Genomic DNA, 17,703 nt, shown 5'->3' with positions numbered 1-17,703 from the left:
CGGTGGCCTCGCACACCGGCGCCGCGGCGCCGGTGGCGGCCGAGGCGAGCGAGCCGGCCAAGGCGATCGCCGCGTCACTGCTGAGCGGGCAGCGCAAGGCGGTGCTGCTCGGCAATGCCGCGGTCCAGCACCCGCAGGCTTCCCGGCTGCTTGCACTCGCCCAGTTCATCGCCGAGCAGACCGGTGCCACCTTCGGGGTGCTCGGTGAGGCGGCCAACAGCGTGGGCGCGCAACTTGTCGGGGCCCAGCCGCGCAGCGGCGGCTGAACGCCGGGCAGATGCTGTCGCAACCGCTGAAGGCCTACCTGCTGCTCAATGCCGAACCTGTGCTCGACGCGGCCGATGGCCGGCAGGCGGCGGACACGCTGGCCCGGGCCGGCATGGTGGTGTCTCTGAGCGCCTTCAAGAACGCCAATCTCGAGCACGCCGACGTGCTGCTGCCGATCACGCCGTTCACCGAGACTTCGGGCAGCTTCGTCAACGCGGAAGGCCGCGTGCAGGGCTTCCACGGCGTCGTCCGGCCGCGCGGTGATGCCCGCCCGGCCTGGAAGGTCCTGCGCGTGCTCGGCTCGATGCTGGGCCTGCCGGGCTTCGGCTTCGAGACCTCCGAGGAAGTCAAGGCACAGGCGCTGGGTGACGTGTCTGCAGCACTGGCGTCGCGGCTCGGCAACGCCAGCCGTGCGAGCGTGGCGATTGCCGCAGATCGCCCCACGCTCGAGCGCGTGGCCGACGTGCCGATCTACGCAGCGACGCCATCGTGCGCCGTGCACCGTCGCTGCAGGCCACCGCCGATGCACGCGCACCGCGTGCCGGGCTGCCGACGGCGCTGTGGCAGCGCCTCGGGTTGGTTGAGGGGGGCCAGGTCCACGTGCAGCAGGGCAGTGCATCGCTGCGGCTCGCGGCCTACCACGATGCCACGCTGGCACCGACCGCCGTGCGGGTGCCCGCCGGCCACGCCGCCACGGCAGCACTGGGCGCGATGTTCGGCGAGATCGCCGTCGAGAAGGCCTGAACATCATGATCGAGAGCTTCAACCAGTTCGGCAGCAGCCTGCTCGGCGGCTTCTGGCCCGTCGTGTGGAACCTGATCAAGATCGTGGCACTGATCGCGCCGCTGATGGGTTGCGTCGCCTACCTCACGCTGTGGGAACGCAAGGCCATCGGCTGGACGCAGATCCGTCCCGGCCCCAACCGCGTCGGCCCCTGGGGCCTGCTCACGCCGATCGCCGATGCGGTCAAGCTGATCTTCAAGGAAATCATCCTGCCGACGGCGGCCAACAAGGGCCTGTTCCTGCTCGGTCCCGTGATGACCATCATGCCGGCGCTTGCCGCCTGGGTGGTCGTGCCGTTCGGCCCGGAAGTGGCGCTGGCCAACATCAACGCCGGCCTGCTGTTCCTGATGGCGATCACCTCGATGGAGGTCTATGGCGTGATCATCGCCGGCTGGGCATCGAACTCGAAGTACGCCTTCCTCGGCGCGCTGCGCGCCTCGGCGCAGATGGTCAGCTACGAGATCGCGATGGGCTTCGCGCTGGTGGTGGTGCTGATGGTGTCGGGCACCCTGAACATGACCGAGATCGTGCTCGGGCAGGACAGAGGGCGCTTCGCCGACATGGGGCTCAACTTCCTCAGCTGGAACTGGCTGCCGCTGTTCCCCATCTTCATCGTCTACTTCATCTCCGGCCTCGCCGAGACCAACCGCCACCCCTTCGACGTGGTGGAAGGCGAGTCCGAGATCGTGGCCGGTCACATGATCGAGTACTCGGGCATGGCCTTCGCCATGTTCTTCCTGGCCGAGTACGCCAACATGATCCTGATCTCGGCGCTTGCCGTGACCATGTTCCTGGGGGGCTGGCTGCCGCCGATCGACAGCGTCGTCTTCAACTGGATTCCGGGATGGATCTGGCTGGGCCTCAAGACCTTCGTGGTCGTGACCATGTTCCTGTGGGTGCGCTCCACGTTCCCGCGCTTCCGCTACGACCAGATCATGCGGCTGGGCTGGAAGATCTTCATCCCGATCACGTTGATCTGGCTGGTTGTCGTGGGGCTGTGGATCCAGTCGCCGTGGAACATCTGGAAATAAGGAGGGCCTGACCATGTCCGCTGTGGCCTCCATCAAGGAATTCTTCAACACCTTCTTCCTTCTCGAACTGCTGAAGGGGATGAAGCTGACCGGCCGGCACTTCCTGTCGCCGGCCATCACGGTGCAGTTCCCGGAAGAGAAGACGCCGCTGTCGCCGCGTTTCCGCGGCCTGCACGCGCTGCGCCGCTACGAGAACGGCGAGGAACGCTGCATCGCCTGCAAGTTGTGCGAGGCGGTCTGTCCGGCGCTGGCCATCACCATCGAGTCCGAGGTGCGCGACGACGGCAGCCGCCGCACGACGCGCTACGACATCGACCTGACCAAGTGCATCTTCTGCGGCTTCTGCGAGGAAAGCTGCCCCGTCGACTCAATCGTCGAGACCCACATCTTCGAGTACCACGGCGAGAAGCGCGGCGACCTGTACTTCACCAAGGACATGTTGCTGGCCGTGGGCGACCGCTACGAAAACGAAATCGCCGCCAACAAGGAGGCCGACGCAGCCTACCGGTGACCTGGCCCTCGAGGGCCCGGACTTCGGTTGCGGACGACACCATGAACACAGAATCTGCGCTTTTCTACGTCTTCTCGGCGATCCTCCTGTTCGCCTCGTTCCGCGTCATCACCGCGCGCAGCGCCGTCTATGCCGCGCTCTACCTGGTGCTGGCCTTCTTCAACGCCGCCTGCGTGTGGATGTTGCTGGAGGCCGAGTTCCTGGCGATCTCGCTGGTGCTGGTCTACGTCGGGGCCGTGATGGTGCTGTTCCTGTTCGTGGTGATGATGCTCGACGCCAATGCCGACACGGTACGCAAGGGCTTCTGGCAGCTGTTCCCGGTGGCCGGCACGATCGGCGCAGTGATCGCGGCCGAGATGATCTGGGTGCTGCGCCGGGGCTTCGATCTGCCCGAGGCGCCGCCGCTCGATGCCGTGGCCGCGCAGATGGGCAACACCAAGCTGCTCGGCATCGAGATCTACACGCACTACCTGTACCCGCTGCAGATCGCCGCGGTGCTGCTTCTGGTGGCCATCATCGCGGCGATTGCGCTGACGCTGCGCAAGCGCAAGGACAGCAAGTACGTCGACCCGTCCGCCCAGGTGAAGGTGCGCAAGGCCGACCGCGTGCGCATCGTCCAGATGCAGCCCGAGCGTCCGCCAGCGCCGCCGGCGCCGGCCGAACCGGCAGCCACCGGAGGGAAGACATGAGCATCACGCTGGGCCATTACCTCTCGCTGGGCGCGATGCTGTTCGCGCTGTCGGTGATCGGCATCTTCCTGAACCGCAAGAACCTCATCGTGCTGCTGATGGCGATCGAGCTGATGCTGCTGGCCGTCAACCTGAACTTCGTGGCCTTCTCTCACTACCTGGGCGACATGGCCGGCCAGGTGTTCGTGTTCTTCATCCTGACCGTGGCCGCCGCCGAATCGGCGATCGGCCTGGCCATCCTGGTGGTGCTGTTCCGCAACCGATCGACGATCAACGTCGACGAGCTCGACGCACTGAAGGGCTGACCCACGACCCAACGCAGGGGCGGGCCGGCGTGCCCGTCCGTTCGAAAGAGCAGAGAACAACAAGATGGCTGGACTTTCACAATCGATGCTGCTCGCCGTACCGCTCGCGCCCCTGGTGGGTGCCGTGGTGGCCGGCCTGTTCGGCAAGGCGGTCGGGCGGCGTGGTGCGCACAGCGTCACCATCCTCGGTGTGCTGATCGCCTTCGTGCTCTCGGCGATCACACTGAAGGCCGTGGTGCTCGACGGCGCGCGCTTCAACGCCACGATCTACGAGTGGCTGGTGATCGGCGGCCTGAAGATGGAGGTCGGCTTCCTCGTGGACGGCCTCACCGCGATGATGATGTGCGTGGTGACCTTCGTCTCGCTGATGGTGCACATCTACACCATCGGCTACATGGAAGAAGACCCGGGCTACCAGCGCTTCTTCTCCTACATCTCGCTGTTCACCTTCTCGATGTTGATGCTCGTGATGAGCAACAACATGCTGCAGCTGTTCTTCGGCTGGGAGGCGGTGGGCCTGGTGAGCTACCTGCTGATCGGCTTCTGGTACACCAAGCCGACGGCGATCTTCGCCAACATGAAGGCCTTCCTGGTGAACCGGGTCGGTGACTTCGGCTTCATCCTCGGCATCGGCCTGCTGCTGGCCTACGGCGGCACGCTCAACTACGGCGAGCTGTTCGCCCAGGCGCCCGAACTGGCGAAGCTGGGCTTCCCCGGCACCGACTGGATGCTGATCACGGTGGCCTGTATCTGCCTCTTCATCGGCGCGATGGGCAAGAGCGCGCAGTTCCCGCTGCACGTCTGGCTGCCGGACTCGATGGAAGGCCCGACGCCGATCTCGGCGCTGATCCACGCGGCGACGATGGTGACCGCCGGCATCTTCATGGTCGCGCGCATGTCGCCGCTGTTCGAGCTGTCCGATACGGCGCTGTCCTTCGTGATGGTGATCGGCGCGATCACCGCGCTGTTCATGGGTTTCCTGGGCATCATCCAGAACGACATCAAGCGCGTGGTGGCCTACTCGACGCTGTCGCAGCTGGGCTACATGACGGTGGCGCTCGGGGCCTCGGCCTACTCGATCGCCGTCTTCCACCTGATGACCCACGCCTTCTTCAAGGCGCTGCTGTTCCTCGGTGCCGGCTCGGTGATCATCGGCATGCACCACGACCAGGACATCCGCAACATGGGCGGCCTGCGCAAGTACATGCCCATCACCTGGATCACCTCGCTGCTGGGCTCGCTGGCACTGATCGGCACTCCGCTGTTCTCGGGCTTCTACAGCAAGGACTCGATCATCGAGGCGGTGCACGCGAGCCACCTGTGGGGTTCGGGCTTTGCCTACCTGGCGGTTGTCGCCGGCGTGTTCGTCACGGCCTTCTACTCGTTCCGGATGTACTTCCTGGTGTTCCACGGCAAGGAGCGCTTCCGCGACAAGCCCTTCCCGGGCGAGCACGACCACCACGACGCGCACGACGACCACGGCCATGCCGTGCACCATGATCCGCGCGAGTCTCCCTGGGTCGTGACGGTGCCGCTGGTGCTGCTGGCCATTCCGTCGGTGCTGATCGGCTACCTGACGATCCAGCCGATGCTGTTCGGGGACTTCTTCAAGGACTCGATCTTCGTCAATGCCGCCGCGCATCCGGCACTGGAAGAGCTGGCCGAGGCGTTCCACGGCGCCGCGGCGATGGCGCTGCACGGTCTCCAGACGCTGCCGTTCTGGCTGGCGCTCGCCGGCGTGGTGACCGCCTACGTGTTCTACATGCTCAAGCCGGGCATCCCTGCCGCGATCGCGCGCACGTTGTCGCCGATCGTGCGTCTCCTCGAGAACAAGTACTACATGGACTGGATCAACGAGAACCTGCTGGCGCCGGCCGCCCGTGGCCTGGGGCGCGGCCTGTGGAGGGGTGGCGACGTGGCCGTCATCGACGGTGCGATCAACGGCTCGGCGCGCCTGGTCGGCTGGATCGCCACGCTGACCAAGCCCTTCCAGTCCGGCTACATCTACCACTACGCACTGGTCATGATCATCGGCGTGTTCGCGCTGATGACCTGGTTCGTGTGGCTGGCCAAGTGAGCGAGGACGACTGACATGGGTCTGCTTTCGCTCGCCATCTGGATGCCGATCGTGTTCGGCGTTGTGCTGCTCGCCGCCGGGCGCGACGAGCACGCCGGCGTCGTGCGCTGGATCGCGCTGGTCGCCGCGGTGCTCAGCTTCGCCGTCACGCTGCCGCTCGTCACGGGCTTCGACACCGCGACCGCGTCGATGCAGTTCAGCGAGAACCTCGCCTGGATCGACCGCTTCAACGTGCGCTACCACCTGGGCGTCGACGGTATCTCGGTGTGGTTCGTGCTGCTCACGGCCTTCATCACGGTCATCGTCGTCATCGCCGCCTGGGAGGTGGTCACGGAGCGCGTCAACCAGTACATGGGCGCCTTCCTGATCCTGTCGGGCCTGATGGTCGGTGTGTTCTCGGCGCTCGACGGGCTGCTGTTCTACGTGTTCTTCGAGGCCACGCTGATCCCGATGTACATCATCATCGGGGTGTGGGGCGGCCCGCGGCGCGTCTATGCCGCGTTCAAGTTCTTCCTCTACACGCTGCTCGGCTCGCTGCTGATGCTGATCGCGCTGATCTACCTGTACTACAAGTCGGGCGGCAGCTTCGAGATCCTCGAGTGGCACACGCTGCCGCTGCCGATGACGGCGCAGACGCTGCTGTTCTTCGCCTTCTTCGCCGCCTTCGCGGTCAAGGTGCCGATGTGGCCGGTGCACACCTGGCTGCCCGACGCCCACGTCGAGGCACCGACCGGCGGCTCGGTGGTGCTGGCGGCCATCATGCTCAAGCTCGGCGCCTACGGCTTCCTGCGCTTCTCGATGCCGATCGCGCCGGACGCCAGCCACGAATGGGCCTTCTTCGTCATCGCGCTGTCGCTGATCGCCGTGCTGTACATCGGCCTGGTGGCGCTGGTGCAGCAGGACATGAAGAAGCTGGTGGCCTATTCGTCGATCGCCCACATGGGCTTCGTGACGTTGGGCTTCTTCATCTTCAACGAACTGGGCGTCTCGGGCGGCATCGTGCAGATGATCAGCCACGGCTTCGTCTCGGGGGCCATGTTCCTGTGCATCGGCGTGCTCTACGACCGCGTCCACTCGCGCGAGATCGCGTCCTACGGCGGGGTGGTCAACACGATGCCGAAGTTCACCGCGCTGGCGGTCTTCTTCGCCATGGCCAACTGCGGCCTGCCGGGCACCGCCGGCTTCGTCGGCGAGTGGATGGTGATCCTCGGCGCCGTGAAGTTCAACTTCTGGATCGGCCTGCTGGCAGCCACGACGCTGATCTTCGGTGCTGCCTACACGCTTTGGATGGTCAAGCGCGTCTACTTCGGCGCGGTGGCGAACGACCACGTGCGCGAACTGACCGACATCAACGGCCGCGAGTTCTTCATGTTGTCGCTGCTGGCCGCCGCGGTGCTGTGGATGGGCGTCTACCCGAAGCCCTTCACCGACGTGATGCAGGTCTCCGTGACCGAACTGCTGAAGCACGTGGCCGTCTCGAAGCTGAACTGATCGCCAGGCCACCTCTATGAACGACATGAACTGGCTCGCCATCTACCCCGAGATCGTGCTGCTCGCGATGACCTGCGTGATCGCGCTGGTCGATCTGTACTCGCGATCGCCCAAGCGCACCCTGACCTATGTGCTGTCACTGGCGACGCTGGTCGCCGTGGCGCTGATGCATCTCAGCTACTTCCGGGGCGGCTTCACGCTCTACGCGATGCAGGGCATGGTGGTGGCCGATCCGATGGGCCATCTGCTGGCCTTCTTCGCCACCGTCGCGACCTTCATCACGCTGGTCTACGCGCGCCCTTATGCCGCCGACCGCGAGCTGCTGAAGGGCGAACTGTTCACGCTGGCGCTGTTCTCGCTGCTCGGGATCTCGATCATGATCTCGGCCAACAATTTCCTGGTCATCTACCTGGGCCTGGAGCTGATGTCGCTGAGCCTGTACGCGCTGGTCGCGCTGCGCCGGGATCACGCGGTGTCCACCGAAGCGGCGATGAAGTATTTCGTGCTGGGCGCGCTCGCCAGCGGCTTCCTGCTGTACGGCCTGTCGATGATGTACGGCGCGACCGGTTCGCTCGACCTCGGCGAGGTGTTCAAGGCCATCGGCACCGGGCAGATCAACAAGCAGGTGCTGGTGTTCGGCGTGGTGTTCGTGGTCGCCGGCCTGGGATTCAAGCTCGGCGTCGTGCCCTTCCACATGTGGGTGCCTGACGTCTATCAGGGCGCGCCCACGGCGATCACGCTGATGATCGCCGGCGCGCCCAAGCTGGCCGCCTTCGCGATCACGATCCGCCTGCTGGTCGAGGGCATGATCGGCCTCGCGCTCGACTGGCAGCAGATGCTCATCGTGCTGTCGGTCGCGTCGATGGTGATCGGCAACGTCGCCGCGATCGCGCAGAGCAACCTCAAGCGCATGCTGGCCTATTCGGCGATCGCCCAGCTCGGCTTCATGCTGCTGGGCCTGACGCCGACCGTGATCTCCGGCAACACCTTCTCGGCCGCCAACGGCTACAGCTCGGCGATGTTCTACCTGGTTACCTACCTGCTGACCACGTTGTGCACCTTCGGCGTGATCATGGTGCTGGCACGCCAGGGCTTCGAGGCCGAGGAGATCGATGACCTCCGTGGGCTCAACCAGCGCAACCCGCTGCTCGCAGCCATCATGGGCATCTGCATGTTCTCGCTGGCGGGCATTCCGCCGGCGGTGGGCTTCTATGCCAAGCTCGCGGTGCTGCAGGCGCTGGTGTCGACCAACGTCACCGGCTACATCTTGCTGGCTGTCGTGGCGGTGCTGTTGTCGCTGGTGGGCGCCTTCTATTACCTGCGCGTCGTCAAGACCATGTACTTCGACGAGCCGGCCGCCGGCCCGGCGCTCGTCGCAGCACCGACCGAGGTGCGCGTGCTGTTGTCGCTGAATGGCGCGGCGGTGCTGGTGTTCGGCCTGCTGCCCGGTGGTCTGATGGCGCTGTGCGCCGACGCCATCCGGCTCGCGCTGGCCACCTGAGGCCGGCATGACGACTTCGCCCGCCGTCTGGCTGGTGCTCGCCCTGGCGCTGCTGGCGGCCAATCTGCCGTTCGTCAATGAACGGTTGTTTGTCGTTGGCCCGCAACGGGCGCCAGCCAAGCCGCTCGGCTGGCGCCTGCTCGAACTGCTGAGCCTGGGCGCGCTCGTCGTGCTGCTCGGCATGGGACTCGAGGCCCGCATCGGTCAGCGCCATCCGCAAGGTTGGGAGTTCTATGCGGTGATGCTGTGCCTGTTCTTCACGTTCGCATTTCCCGGCTTCGTGTGGCGTTACCTTCGGCGCCACCCTCCTGGCTGAACCCGGATCGCGATGAGTGCCACACCCGACCGGATGTCCCCCGCCGACGACCGCCATCTGCGTGAGGACTGCGTCACCAGCACCCAGGTCTATCGCGGCCATTTTCTCGACGTGCGCCGCGACACGGTGCGCCTGCCGGACGGTGGCGAGGCGGCCCGCGAGTACATCGTCCACCCCGGGGCCGTGATGATCGTGCCGTTGCTCGACGACGGCCGCCTGGTCGTCGAGCGGCAGTTCCGCTATCCCTTGCACCGTGCCTTCATCGAATTCCCGGCCGGCAAGCTGGACGCCGGCGAACCCGTGCTGCATTGCGCGGTGCGCGAACTGGCCGAGGAGACCGGCTACCGGGCGCGTGAATGGGCGCGGGCCGGTCTGCTGCACAACGCCATCGCCTACTCCGACGAAGGCATCGAGGTCTGGTTCGCGCGTGGTCTGGTCGCCGGCGAGCGCCATCTCGACGCCGGCGAGTTCCTGGACGTCTCCACGGTCACGCTGGAGGAGCTCGAGGTGATGGCGGCGAGCGGCGAACTGACCGACGCGAAAACGCTGATCGGCATGCTATGGCTCACGCATTGGCGCGCCGGGCGCTGGGTTTTGCAATGGCAGCCCGCACCGACGGGCGTCGTTGGCGCATGATGTCGTCATGAAGGTTCTGAGTCTGCGCTGCTCGCACGGTCATGGCTTCGAGGGCTGGTTCGGCTCCGAAGACGATTACCGTTCACAGTGCGAGCGCGGGCTGGTCGAGTGCCCGCTCTGCGGCAGCGGCGAGATCAGCCGCCTGCCCAGCGCACCGCGTCTGAATCTCTCGCCGTCGCGTGCGGTCGAGGCGGCTTCCAGTGCGCCGACGCCCGAGCAGCAGAGCGTCGAGGCGCTCTGGCTGCGCGCGGTGCACCACGTGATGGCCCAGACGGAGGACGTCGGCGAGCGCTTCGCCGACGAGGCCCGCCGCATCCACTACGGCGAGACCGCGGAGCGCGGCATCCGTGGCCAGGCCAGCGCCGAGCAGACCCAGGCGCTGCGCGAGGAGGGCATCGAAGTGCATGCGCTGCCGGTGCCCAAGGCGCTCAAAGGCCCGCTTCAGTAGAGCCCCCGTCGCCCGCGGCGCGACTGGCGCCGCCTCGCTCAGAGCAGGCGGCCGGGGTTCATCAGCCCCTGAGGATCGAGGGCCTGCTTGATCGAGCGCATCAGTGCCAGTGCGACCGGCGACTTGTAGTGCTGCAGTTCCTCGCGCTTGAGCGCGCCGATGCCATGCTCGGCCGAGATCGAGCCGCCATGCGCCTGGACGGCGTCATAGACGATCCGGTTCACGGCCGGCTCGTGGCCGCGCAGGAATGCCGCCGCGTCGATCCCTTCCGGCGCCTGCACGTTGTAGTGCAGATTGCCGTCGCCGAGGTGGCCGAAGTTCACCAGCCGGGCGCCCGGCACGGCAGCCTGCAGCAAGGCGTCGGTGGTGACCACGAAGTCCGGGATGCGCGACACCGGCAGCGCAATGTCGTGCTTGATGTTCAGGCCTTCCTCGGCCTGGGCCAGCGGGATGCTCTCGCGCAGGTGCCACAGCTGCCTCGATTGCTGCACGCTCTCGGCCACCGCGGCATCGACGATCGTGCCCGCCTCGAGCGCGCTCTCGAGCAACCCTTCGAACAACCCGCGTGCATGTGCCTCGTCTTCGATGTCCGACTGCTCGAGCAGCACCGTCCACGGGCTGGGCGCCAGCGGTCGCGGCAGGGCGGGGAAGTGTTTCTCGACCAGCGACAGCGCAAAGCGCCCCATCACCTCGAAGCCGGTCAGCCCGGCGCCGAGCCGGGCCTGGGCCCGCTGCAGCAAGGCCACGGCGTCGGCCAGCGTGGCGCACGCGGCCAGCGCGGTGCAGCGTGCCGCAGGTTGCGGGTGCAGCTTCAGCGTCGCCGCGGTGATGACGCCCAGCGTGCCTTCGCTGCCGATGTACAGGTCGCGCAGGTCGTAGCCGGTGTTGTCCTTGCGCAGGCCACTCAGGCCGTCCCAGATCTCGCCGGCGGCGGTCACCACCTCGAGCCCCAGGCACAGTTCACGCGCATTGCCGTAGCGCAGCACCTGGGTGCCCCCGGCGTTGGTGGCCAGGTTGCCGCCGATCGTGCAGCTGCCCTCGGCCGCCAGGCTCAGCGGAAACAGCAGGCTCTGCGCGGCGGCAGCCTCCTGCACCGCTTGCAGCACGCAGCCGGCCTCGACCGTCATCGTCGAGTTGGCGGCGTCGATGGCGCGCACGCGGTTCAGGCGCGCCAGGCTCAGCAACACCTGGCGACCGCTACCGTCGGGCACGCCACCCCCGACCAGGCCGGTGTTGCCGCCCTGCGGGACCAGACTCGTGCCGTGCGCGACGCAAGCCCGCACCACCGCCGCGACTTCGGCCGCGCTGCCGGGCCGGACCACCGCCAGCGCCTTGCCGTGATAGCGCTTGCGCCAGTCGATCTCCCAGGCCGAGCGGTCGCCATCGGTCAGCACCTGCGCCGGCCCCAGCGCGGCGCGCAGCGCATCGAGCAGCGAAGCGCTCATGACGAGGCGCCGGCAGCGGCCTGCTTGAAGCGCCAGCGCACGTGCAGCGCGCAGGCGGCGAACAAGGTCAAGCACAGCACGATCTCCAGCCCCGCGAGCCAGGCGCTCAGGCCACGGTCGCCGCTGGCGCGCACCACGCCCTCGATGAAGTAGAGCCAAACCAGCAGGCTGACCCAGCGGTAGGTGTACATGCGCCGCTTCAGCAGGCCGGCCAGCGGCAGCGCGAGCGGCAGCACCTTGAATGCCAGCATGCCGCTGCCGGTCGGCGCCAGCCAGAGCTCCCACAACAGACCGAGCACGATCAGGCCGAGCAGGCTCCCCACCGCGACGGCCCGCGTGCCGTCCACCGCATTGCATCGAAACATGGCTGGCATCATATCGAGCATGACCGTTCCCGATCTCCTGAAGGCCGGCTGGCGCGAACGCATCGCGCTGCTGGCCGAGACGCTGCAGACCTGGCCTTGGCTCGACACGCTGAAGACCCTGCGCCAGCGCTTTCGCGAAGACCGCCTCGGGCTCACCGCCAGCAGTCTGACCTTCACCACCACGATCGCACTGGTGCCGCTGGCCACCGTGACGCTGGCGATCTTCAGCGCCTTCCCGATGTTCGGCCAGTTCCAGGGTGCCCTGGAAAAGTACTTCATCCAGTCGCTGGTGCCCGATGGCATCGCCAAGCCGGTGCTGGGCGCGCTGACGCAGTTCGCCGGCAAGGCGCACCGGCTGGGCACCGTCGGCCTGGTGGTGCTGGTGCTCACGGCGCTGGCGCTGATGCTCACGATCGATCGCACGCTCAACGCGATCTGGCGTGTGCGCAAGCCGCGGCCGATCGCGCAGCGCGTGCTGGTCTACTGGGCCGCCGCCACGCTCGGTCCGCTGCTGCTGGGCGTGAGCCTGACGCTCACCTCCTATGCGATCTCGGCTTCGCGCGGCGTGGTCGGCGCCATGCCGGGCAGCCTGAGCGTGTTGCTCAATGCACTGGAGTTCGGCCTGCTGGCTGCGGCGATGGCCGGGCTGTTCCACTACGTGCCCAACACCGAGGTGCGCTGGCGCCACGCCCTGGCGGGCGGGCTGTTCGTGTCGGCCGGTTTCGAGCTGGCCAAGAAGGGCCTGGCCTGGTACCTGGCCCAGGTGCCGACCTACTCGACGATCTACGGCGCTTTCGCCACCGTGCCCATCTTCCTGATCTGGCTCTACCTCGGCTGGGTGATCGTTCTACTCGGCGCGGTGATCGCCGCCTACGCGCCGAGCCTGTCGATGCACATCGTGCGGCAGCCCAACACCCCGGGCTACCGCTTCCAGGCCGCCGTCCAACTGCTGCGCGAGCTGGCCGCGGCGCGCGCCCGCGGTGAACGCGGCCTGGGGCTCGTCGGCCTGGCGTCCACGCTGCGCACCGATCCGCTGCAGATCGAGCCCTCGCTGGAGCGGCTGGTCGAGCTCGACTGGGTCGGTCGCCTCGACGAGGCCGGCGAGAAGCGCTATGTGCTGCTCTGCGACCCGAACACGACGCCGGCTCAGCCGCTGCTCGCCGCGCTGCTGCTCGACCCCAGCCCCGGTTTGCGGGGGTTCTGGCAGCGCGCGCGCTTCGGCGAGATGACGCTGCAGGAGCTGATCTGATCCCGGGTCGGGCAACCGCGATCCCGTCAGACGGTCACGCTCCTAGTTCCTTCTGTGGCCCTCGCCGGGGATTCTGGGTATATTGAATTCAACGGCATCTCGAAGGAGCCCATCATGAAAGTCAGCGACATCCTGCGCGTCAAGGGGGGCACCCTGTTCACCGTCACGCCTCCCAGCCCCTGGCCGAGGCGTTGCGCACCATGGCAGAGCGCGACATCGGCTCGCTGGTCGTGATGGAGCACGGTGATGTGGTGGGCCTGCTGACCTTCCGCGAGGTCATCCAGGCTATCGTCGGCAATGGTGGCAATGTGGGCGACACCATCGTGCGCACGGTCATGGAAGACCACCCGATGACCTGCACCCCCGACACCGAGATCGACGAAGTGCGCCGCATGATGCTCGGCCGCCATGCCCGTTACATGCCGGTGCTGACCCAGCGCACCCTGATGGGCGTGATCTCGTTCTACGACGTCGCCAAGGCGGTGGTCGACGGGCAGGATTTCGAGAACCGCATGCTCAAGGCCTACATCCGCGACTGGCCGGTCGAGGAAGACTCCGCCCCGGCGCCCCAGCAGTAGCGCCGCAGTCGCAACCGCGGCGTTACAGGGTCCCCACCCGGACGTGAGGCATTTGGCAGGGACCCCGCTGCAGGGGTATCGGGGTGTTACCACTTCAGCCGCGCTTCATCTGAAACGCCGATGCTCTCCGCATGGGATGCGGGAGAGCCATCATGAAGCTTCGATTTCGGCGGTTGGGTCGCGGTGTCGCGTCGCTGGGCCTGGCTGCGGTGGTGTGCAGCAGCGCGGCCGTGGAGACGGCGCCCGGCGAGGACTCGGCCCCGAACGCACCGTGGACCGTGCAGCCGGCATCGCCGTCCTGGCCGTCGAGAGCGCAATCCGAACTGCGCGACGCGACGCGGCAGGATGCTGCCTTCAAATTCAGCATCGTCGAACTGCCGCGCTATGACGTGCCCGGTGCCGGCCGCCCGCGCCGCGCTCACCACGCACTGAGCATGAGTTCCGAGACGCCGCAGCGCATGCTGCGCTCCATCGGCGTCGAGGCCACCGACTGCGCCACACGCCTTCGGCTGCCGACCCGGCTGCGCCAGGACCGCGATGGCTCCAGCGTCGAGATGCGCGCCCACCTCGGGCTGGCCTGCCGATTCTGAGCGTCCGAGCGGCGGGGCCGGGCCGGGCATGGGGGTGACGGCACGGGCCGCTGTCACAATGCGGCTTGAGTTCCGCATTCGCCCCGAATCATGTCCGGCAGCACCCTCGGCCACTTGTTTTGCGTCACCAACTTCGGTGAATCCCACGGACCCGCCATCGGTTGCGTGATCGACGGCTGTCCGCCCGGCATGAGCCTGAGCGAGGCCGACATCCAGCCCGAGCTGGACCGCCGCCGTCCTGGCACCTCGCGCCACGTGACCCAGCGCAACGAGCCCGACGCGGTGGAGATCCTGTCCGGCGTCCACGAGGGCCGCACCACCGGCACACCGATCTGCCTGCTGATCCGCAACACCGACCAGCGCAGCAAGGACTACGGCAACATCGTCCAGACCTTCCGCCCCGGCCACGCCGACTACACCTACTGGCACAAGTACGGCCTGCGCGATCCGCGCGGCGGTGGTCGCAGTTCTGCGCGCCTCACCGCCCCGATGGTCGGCGCCGGCGCGGTGGCGAAGAAGTGGCTCAAGGAACACCACGGCATCGCCTTTCGCGGCGGCATGGCGGCGCTGGGCGAGATCGACATCGCCTTCGAGGGCTGGCAGCATGTGCCGGACAACCCCTTCTTCGCGCCCAACGCCAGCCAGATCGGCCAGCTCGAGGACTTCATGGACGCCTTGCGCAAGGAGGGCGATTCGGTCGGCGCGCGCATCGTTGTCGAGGCCACCGGCGTCCCGGTCGGCTGGGGCGAGCCGCTGTTCGACAAGCTCGACGCCGACATCGCCCACGTGATGATGGGGCTCAACGCCGTCAAGGGCGTCGAGATCGGCGCGGGCTTCGCGAGCGTCGCGCACCGCGGCTCGATGCACGGCGACGAACTCACGCCCCAGGGCTTTCGCAGCAACCACGCCGGCGGTGTGCTCGGCGGCATCAGCACCGGGCAGGATATCCGCGTATCGATCGCGATCAAGCCCACCAGCTCGATCCGCACGCCACGCCAGTCGATCGACCTGCAGGGCCAGCCGGCGACGGTCGAGACCTTCGGCCGCCACGACCCCTGCGTCGGCATCCGCGCCACGCCGATCGCCGAGGCGCTGCTGGCGCTGGTGCTGATGGACCATGCACTGCGCCACCGCGCGCAGTGCGGCGATGTGCGCCTGCCGGTGGCGCCGATCGCGGCGCACCTGCCGGACGCCTGACGGGGAGCCACCGATGCGCCACGCTCTTCGATCGTTCGTCGCGCTGTGCGGCCTGGCGGTGGCCGCCGCGGCCTGGGGGCAGGATTCGCCGCAGCGCGTCGAACTCAAGCGCAGCGACCTGAGCGGCGCGCCCGGCATGGAGGTGGTCTCCTCGATCGCCGAATACAAGCCCGGCGAAACGCTGGAGGCGCACTTCCACCACGGGGTCGAGGCGGCCTACGTGGTGCAGGGTGCCACGGTCCAACTGCCCGGCAAGGAGCCGATGGCGCTGCCGACAGGCATCGCGATCCACAACCTGCGCGACGTGCGGCACGGCGGCTTCAAGGTGATCGGCGACACCTCGCTGAAGGTGTTCACGGTGCACGTGGTCGACAAGGGCAAGCCGCTCTACGATCTGGCGAAGTAGCCGGGCCACCGCCGCGGCGGCGCGATCAGAGCGTGAGCCGCCAGCCGTCGACGAGGGCCGCAGGTGCCGTGATCGAGGCGAGCTGCCGCGACTGGTAGGTGCTGCTGTCGGGCATCCGCTCGCAACGGTCGGCCAGGCCCACCAGGCCATCGCCGAACAGGCGCAGGAAGCTGTCGTCGAAGCGCATCACCTCCAGCGGTGCGGCCAGTTCGCCGCCCTCGACCCAGAAGCAGGCGAAGCGTGTCATGCCGGTCATGCGGCAGGCCTGGCGGTCGCTGTAGTTCAGGTACCAGAGGTTGCTCACGCAGAGGCCCGAGCCCAGCGTCTCGAGCAGTCGCCCATGCGGCAGTGCACCGGGCGCCAGCGCCAGCGCCTCCGGCGTCTCGGCCGCGTTCGCGCCGTTGGCCGGCAGGCCGTACTCGCGGGCCGAGCGGGGCGCGTTCAGCGTATCGACGGCGCGGCCGTCGCTGACCAGCAGGACCTCGGCCGGGCGCACGAAGCCGTCGGCCGTGAAGGCCGGCGTGAAACCGCGGCCGGGCGCCTCGCTCAGGCGCACCGACGAGTGCAGACGGGCGTCGCCGTGCGCCAGCTTCGCCAGCGAGGACACGCCGGTGCGCCGGGCCTTCAGGCCGAAGCCACTCCAGCCCAGCGTGGCCAGCAGTTCGTTCATCGCCGCCGGGCTGAACAGCGCGCGGTAGGCACCGGGCGGCAGCGCGCGCGCCGGCTGGCGCAGCAGCGCGAGCTGGGCTGCCGCTTCGCGAAGGCGTGCCGCGAACTCGGACAGCGACCACGCCGTGCCGCCGTACTGCGTTTTCACCGCCTTGTCGGCAGCGTGGACCAGGCACCACTCGAAGTCGAAGCTTTCCACGCGGTGCCAGTGGCGTGCACCCAGGCTGTCGGCGTAGGCGCGCACCACCGGGCCGCCGGCATAGAAGCCGACGAAGTCCAGGCCGTCGGCGTGCTCGCGCACGGCGTCGATCACGGCCGCGGGCGACGGCAGCGCACCGCGGTCGTCGCGGTCGCTGCTGTGCGCTTCCTCCGGCAGCAGCAGCCAGGGGTCGTCGGGGATCAGCGAGAGATCGTGGATCAGAAGCGTGCGCTCGGCGAGCAGGCGTTGCGTGTCGAGCGCCAGGTCGCCGGTGAGGGTGAGGCTGCTCTCGGTGTGGCGCCGGCCGCGCACCACGGCCAGCGTCGCCTGTGCCTGCAGCACATGGGTGGCCTGGCGCAGCGCCGCGCGGTTGAAGCGCAGGAAGTCGCTGGCCTCGGCGTTCAGTGCCAGACTGACGCGGTCCACGCCATCGGCGCGGCACACGCTGTCGGCCAGCGCGTCGAAGTGAGGGCGCTCGGTCAGCCCGCTCATCCGTCGACCCCGCCGAACACGTCGACGCCGGTGAACAGGCAGGCCGGAGAGGCGTGCCCGACCCGGATCACCTGCGAGGGCTCGCCCTTGCCGCAGAAGGGCGTGCCCATCACCTCGCAGGTCGACGCATCGCCCACCCCGGCCAGCGAGCGCCAGAAGGTCGCGCTCACGCCGCGGTAGTTCGGGTTGCGCACCACCTCGGCCAACCGGCCGTGGCGGATCATGCGGCCGTACTCGCAGCCGAACTGGAACTTGTTGCGCGAGTCGTCGATGCTCCACGAGCAGTTGGTGTGCATCACCACGCCGTGGTCGACCGCGGCGATCAGTTCGTCGAGCGTGCTGTGCCCGGGTTCGACGTTGAGATTGCTCATGCGGTCGATCGGCGCGCGGTTCCAGCTGCAGGCCCGCGTGGTGGCCACGCCGCCCACGTCGTGGCCGGCGGCCCGGGCGCGCGCCTG

18 protein-coding genes and 2 pseudogenes are annotated in these 17,703 nt (G+C 67.8%); 16 read left to right on the top strand and 4 right to left on the bottom strand.

Annotated elements, in window-relative coordinates:
* The 11 genes and pseudogenes from x551_RS24275 to x551_RS09905 form a co-directional block, all read left to right on the top strand.
* Positions 1 to 1,011: pseudogene (locus tag x551_RS24275) on the top strand (molybdopterin-dependent oxidoreductase); the annotation flags it as partial.
* Positions 1,012 to 1,016: 5 nt separating this feature from the next.
* On the top strand, positions 1,017 to 2,081 hold the full coding sequence (gene nuoH / locus x551_RS09950; RefSeq protein WP_011829009.1) for an NADH-quinone oxidoreductase subunit NuoH: 1,065 nt from the start codon (positions 1,017 to 1,019) through the stop codon (positions 2,079 to 2,081).
* 13 nt (positions 2,082 to 2,094) lie between these two features.
* Positions 2,095 to 2,592: an NADH-quinone oxidoreductase subunit NuoI gene (nuoI, locus tag x551_RS09945; RefSeq protein WP_011829010.1), complete on the top strand. Its 498-nt coding sequence runs from the start codon at positions 2,095 to 2,097 to the stop codon at positions 2,590 to 2,592.
* Between the two features lie 41 nt (positions 2,593 to 2,633).
* Positions 2,634 to 3,281, top strand: a complete 648-nt coding sequence (locus x551_RS09940; protein WP_011829011.1) for an NADH-quinone oxidoreductase subunit J — start codon at positions 2,634 to 2,636, stop codon at positions 3,279 to 3,281.
* Entirely contained in the window at positions 3,278 to 3,586 is a 309-nt protein-coding gene (nuoK, locus tag x551_RS09935) for an NADH-quinone oxidoreductase subunit NuoK (RefSeq protein ID WP_011829012.1), read from the top strand. The genes x551_RS09940 and nuoK overlap by 4 nt, the downstream gene beginning before the upstream one ends.
* A gap of 64 nt (positions 3,587 to 3,650) precedes the next feature.
* Positions 3,651 to 5,663, top strand: a complete 2,013-nt coding sequence (gene nuoL / locus x551_RS09930) for an NADH-quinone oxidoreductase subunit L (protein WP_173402799.1) — start codon at positions 3,651 to 3,653, stop codon at positions 5,661 to 5,663.
* Between the two features lie 15 nt (positions 5,664 to 5,678).
* A complete protein-coding gene (locus x551_RS09925; protein WP_011829014.1) occupies positions 5,679 to 7,154 on the top strand; it encodes an NADH-quinone oxidoreductase subunit M in 1,476 nt (491 codons plus the stop codon).
* Positions 7,155 to 7,170: 16 nt separating this feature from the next.
* Entirely contained in the window at positions 7,171 to 8,655 is a 1,485-nt protein-coding gene (gene nuoN, locus x551_RS09920; RefSeq protein WP_036248360.1) for an NADH-quinone oxidoreductase subunit NuoN, read from the top strand.
* Between the two features lie 7 nt (positions 8,656 to 8,662).
* Positions 8,663 to 8,971: a DUF2818 family protein gene (locus tag x551_RS09915; RefSeq protein ID WP_011829016.1), complete on the top strand. Its 309-nt coding sequence runs from the start codon at positions 8,663 to 8,665 to the stop codon at positions 8,969 to 8,971.
* A gap of 12 nt (positions 8,972 to 8,983) precedes the next feature.
* Positions 8,984 to 9,607: an NUDIX hydrolase gene (locus x551_RS09910; RefSeq protein ID WP_036230563.1), complete on the top strand. Its 624-nt coding sequence runs from the start codon at positions 8,984 to 8,986 to the stop codon at positions 9,605 to 9,607.
* 7 nt (positions 9,608 to 9,614) lie between these two features.
* Positions 9,615 to 10,055, top strand: a complete 441-nt coding sequence (locus x551_RS09905; RefSeq protein WP_011829018.1) for a DUF1178 family protein — start codon at positions 9,615 to 9,617, stop codon at positions 10,053 to 10,055.
* 38 nt (positions 10,056 to 10,093) lie between these two features.
* On the opposite strand, the gene x551_RS09900 is transcribed toward x551_RS09905, so the two are convergent.
* Positions 10,094 to 11,500 (bottom strand): FAD-binding oxidoreductase, encoded by a 1,407-nt coding sequence (locus x551_RS09900; protein WP_036230565.1) that lies wholly within the window; start codon positions 11,498 to 11,500, stop codon positions 10,094 to 10,096.
* Positions 11,497 to 11,865: a DUF2069 domain-containing protein gene (locus tag x551_RS09895; protein ID WP_036230578.1), complete on the bottom strand. Its 369-nt coding sequence runs from the start codon at positions 11,863 to 11,865 to the stop codon at positions 11,497 to 11,499. The genes x551_RS09900 and x551_RS09895 overlap by 4 nt, the downstream gene beginning before the upstream one ends.
* On the opposite strand from x551_RS09895, the gene x551_RS09890 reads away from it, so the two are divergent.
* From x551_RS09890 to x551_RS09870, 5 genes and pseudogenes are all read left to right on the top strand, one after another.
* On the top strand, positions 11,864 to 13,114 hold the full coding sequence (locus x551_RS09890; protein WP_011829021.1) for a YihY family inner membrane protein: 1,251 nt from the start codon (positions 11,864 to 11,866) through the stop codon (positions 13,112 to 13,114). The two genes, x551_RS09895 and x551_RS09890, sit on opposite strands and share 2 nt — an antisense overlap.
* A 114-nt stretch (positions 13,115 to 13,228) precedes the next feature.
* Positions 13,229 to 13,692: pseudogene (locus x551_RS09885) on the top strand (CBS domain-containing protein).
* 152 nt (positions 13,693 to 13,844) lie between these two features.
* A complete protein-coding gene (locus x551_RS09880; protein WP_011829023.1) occupies positions 13,845 to 14,282 on the top strand; it encodes a hypothetical protein in 438 nt (145 codons plus the stop codon).
* Positions 14,283 to 14,372: 90 nt separating this feature from the next.
* Positions 14,373 to 15,479 carry a chorismate synthase gene (aroC, locus tag x551_RS09875; RefSeq protein ID WP_011829024.1) on the top strand — a complete coding sequence of 369 codons (1,107 nt, stop codon included), beginning with the start codon at positions 14,373 to 14,375 and terminating at the stop codon, positions 15,477 to 15,479.
* Positions 15,480 to 15,492: 13 nt separating this feature from the next.
* Positions 15,493 to 15,885 (top strand): hypothetical protein, encoded by a 393-nt coding sequence (locus x551_RS09870; RefSeq protein ID WP_081771287.1) that lies wholly within the window; start codon positions 15,493 to 15,495, stop codon positions 15,883 to 15,885.
* Positions 15,886 to 15,910: 25 nt separating this feature from the next.
* On the opposite strand, the gene x551_RS09865 is transcribed toward x551_RS09870, so the two are convergent.
* Positions 15,911 to 17,245 (bottom strand): metallopeptidase TldD-related protein, encoded by a 1,335-nt coding sequence (locus tag x551_RS09865; protein WP_036230570.1) that lies wholly within the window; start codon positions 17,243 to 17,245, stop codon positions 15,911 to 15,913.
* On the bottom strand, positions 17,242 to 17,703 hold a 462-nt coding region (locus tag x551_RS09860), incomplete at its 5' end, for a metallopeptidase TldD-related protein (protein ID WP_036248357.1). The genes x551_RS09860 and x551_RS09865, both read right to left, overlap by 4 nt.

The organism is Methylibium sp. T29 (assembly GCF_000576205.1).
GTDB classification, from domain to species: domain Bacteria; phylum Pseudomonadota; class Gammaproteobacteria; order Burkholderiales; family Burkholderiaceae_C; genus Methylibium; species Methylibium petroleiphilum.
The sequence above is the reverse complement of the archived record's forward strand: the minus strand, read 5'-3'. Positions and strand labels throughout refer to the sequence as shown.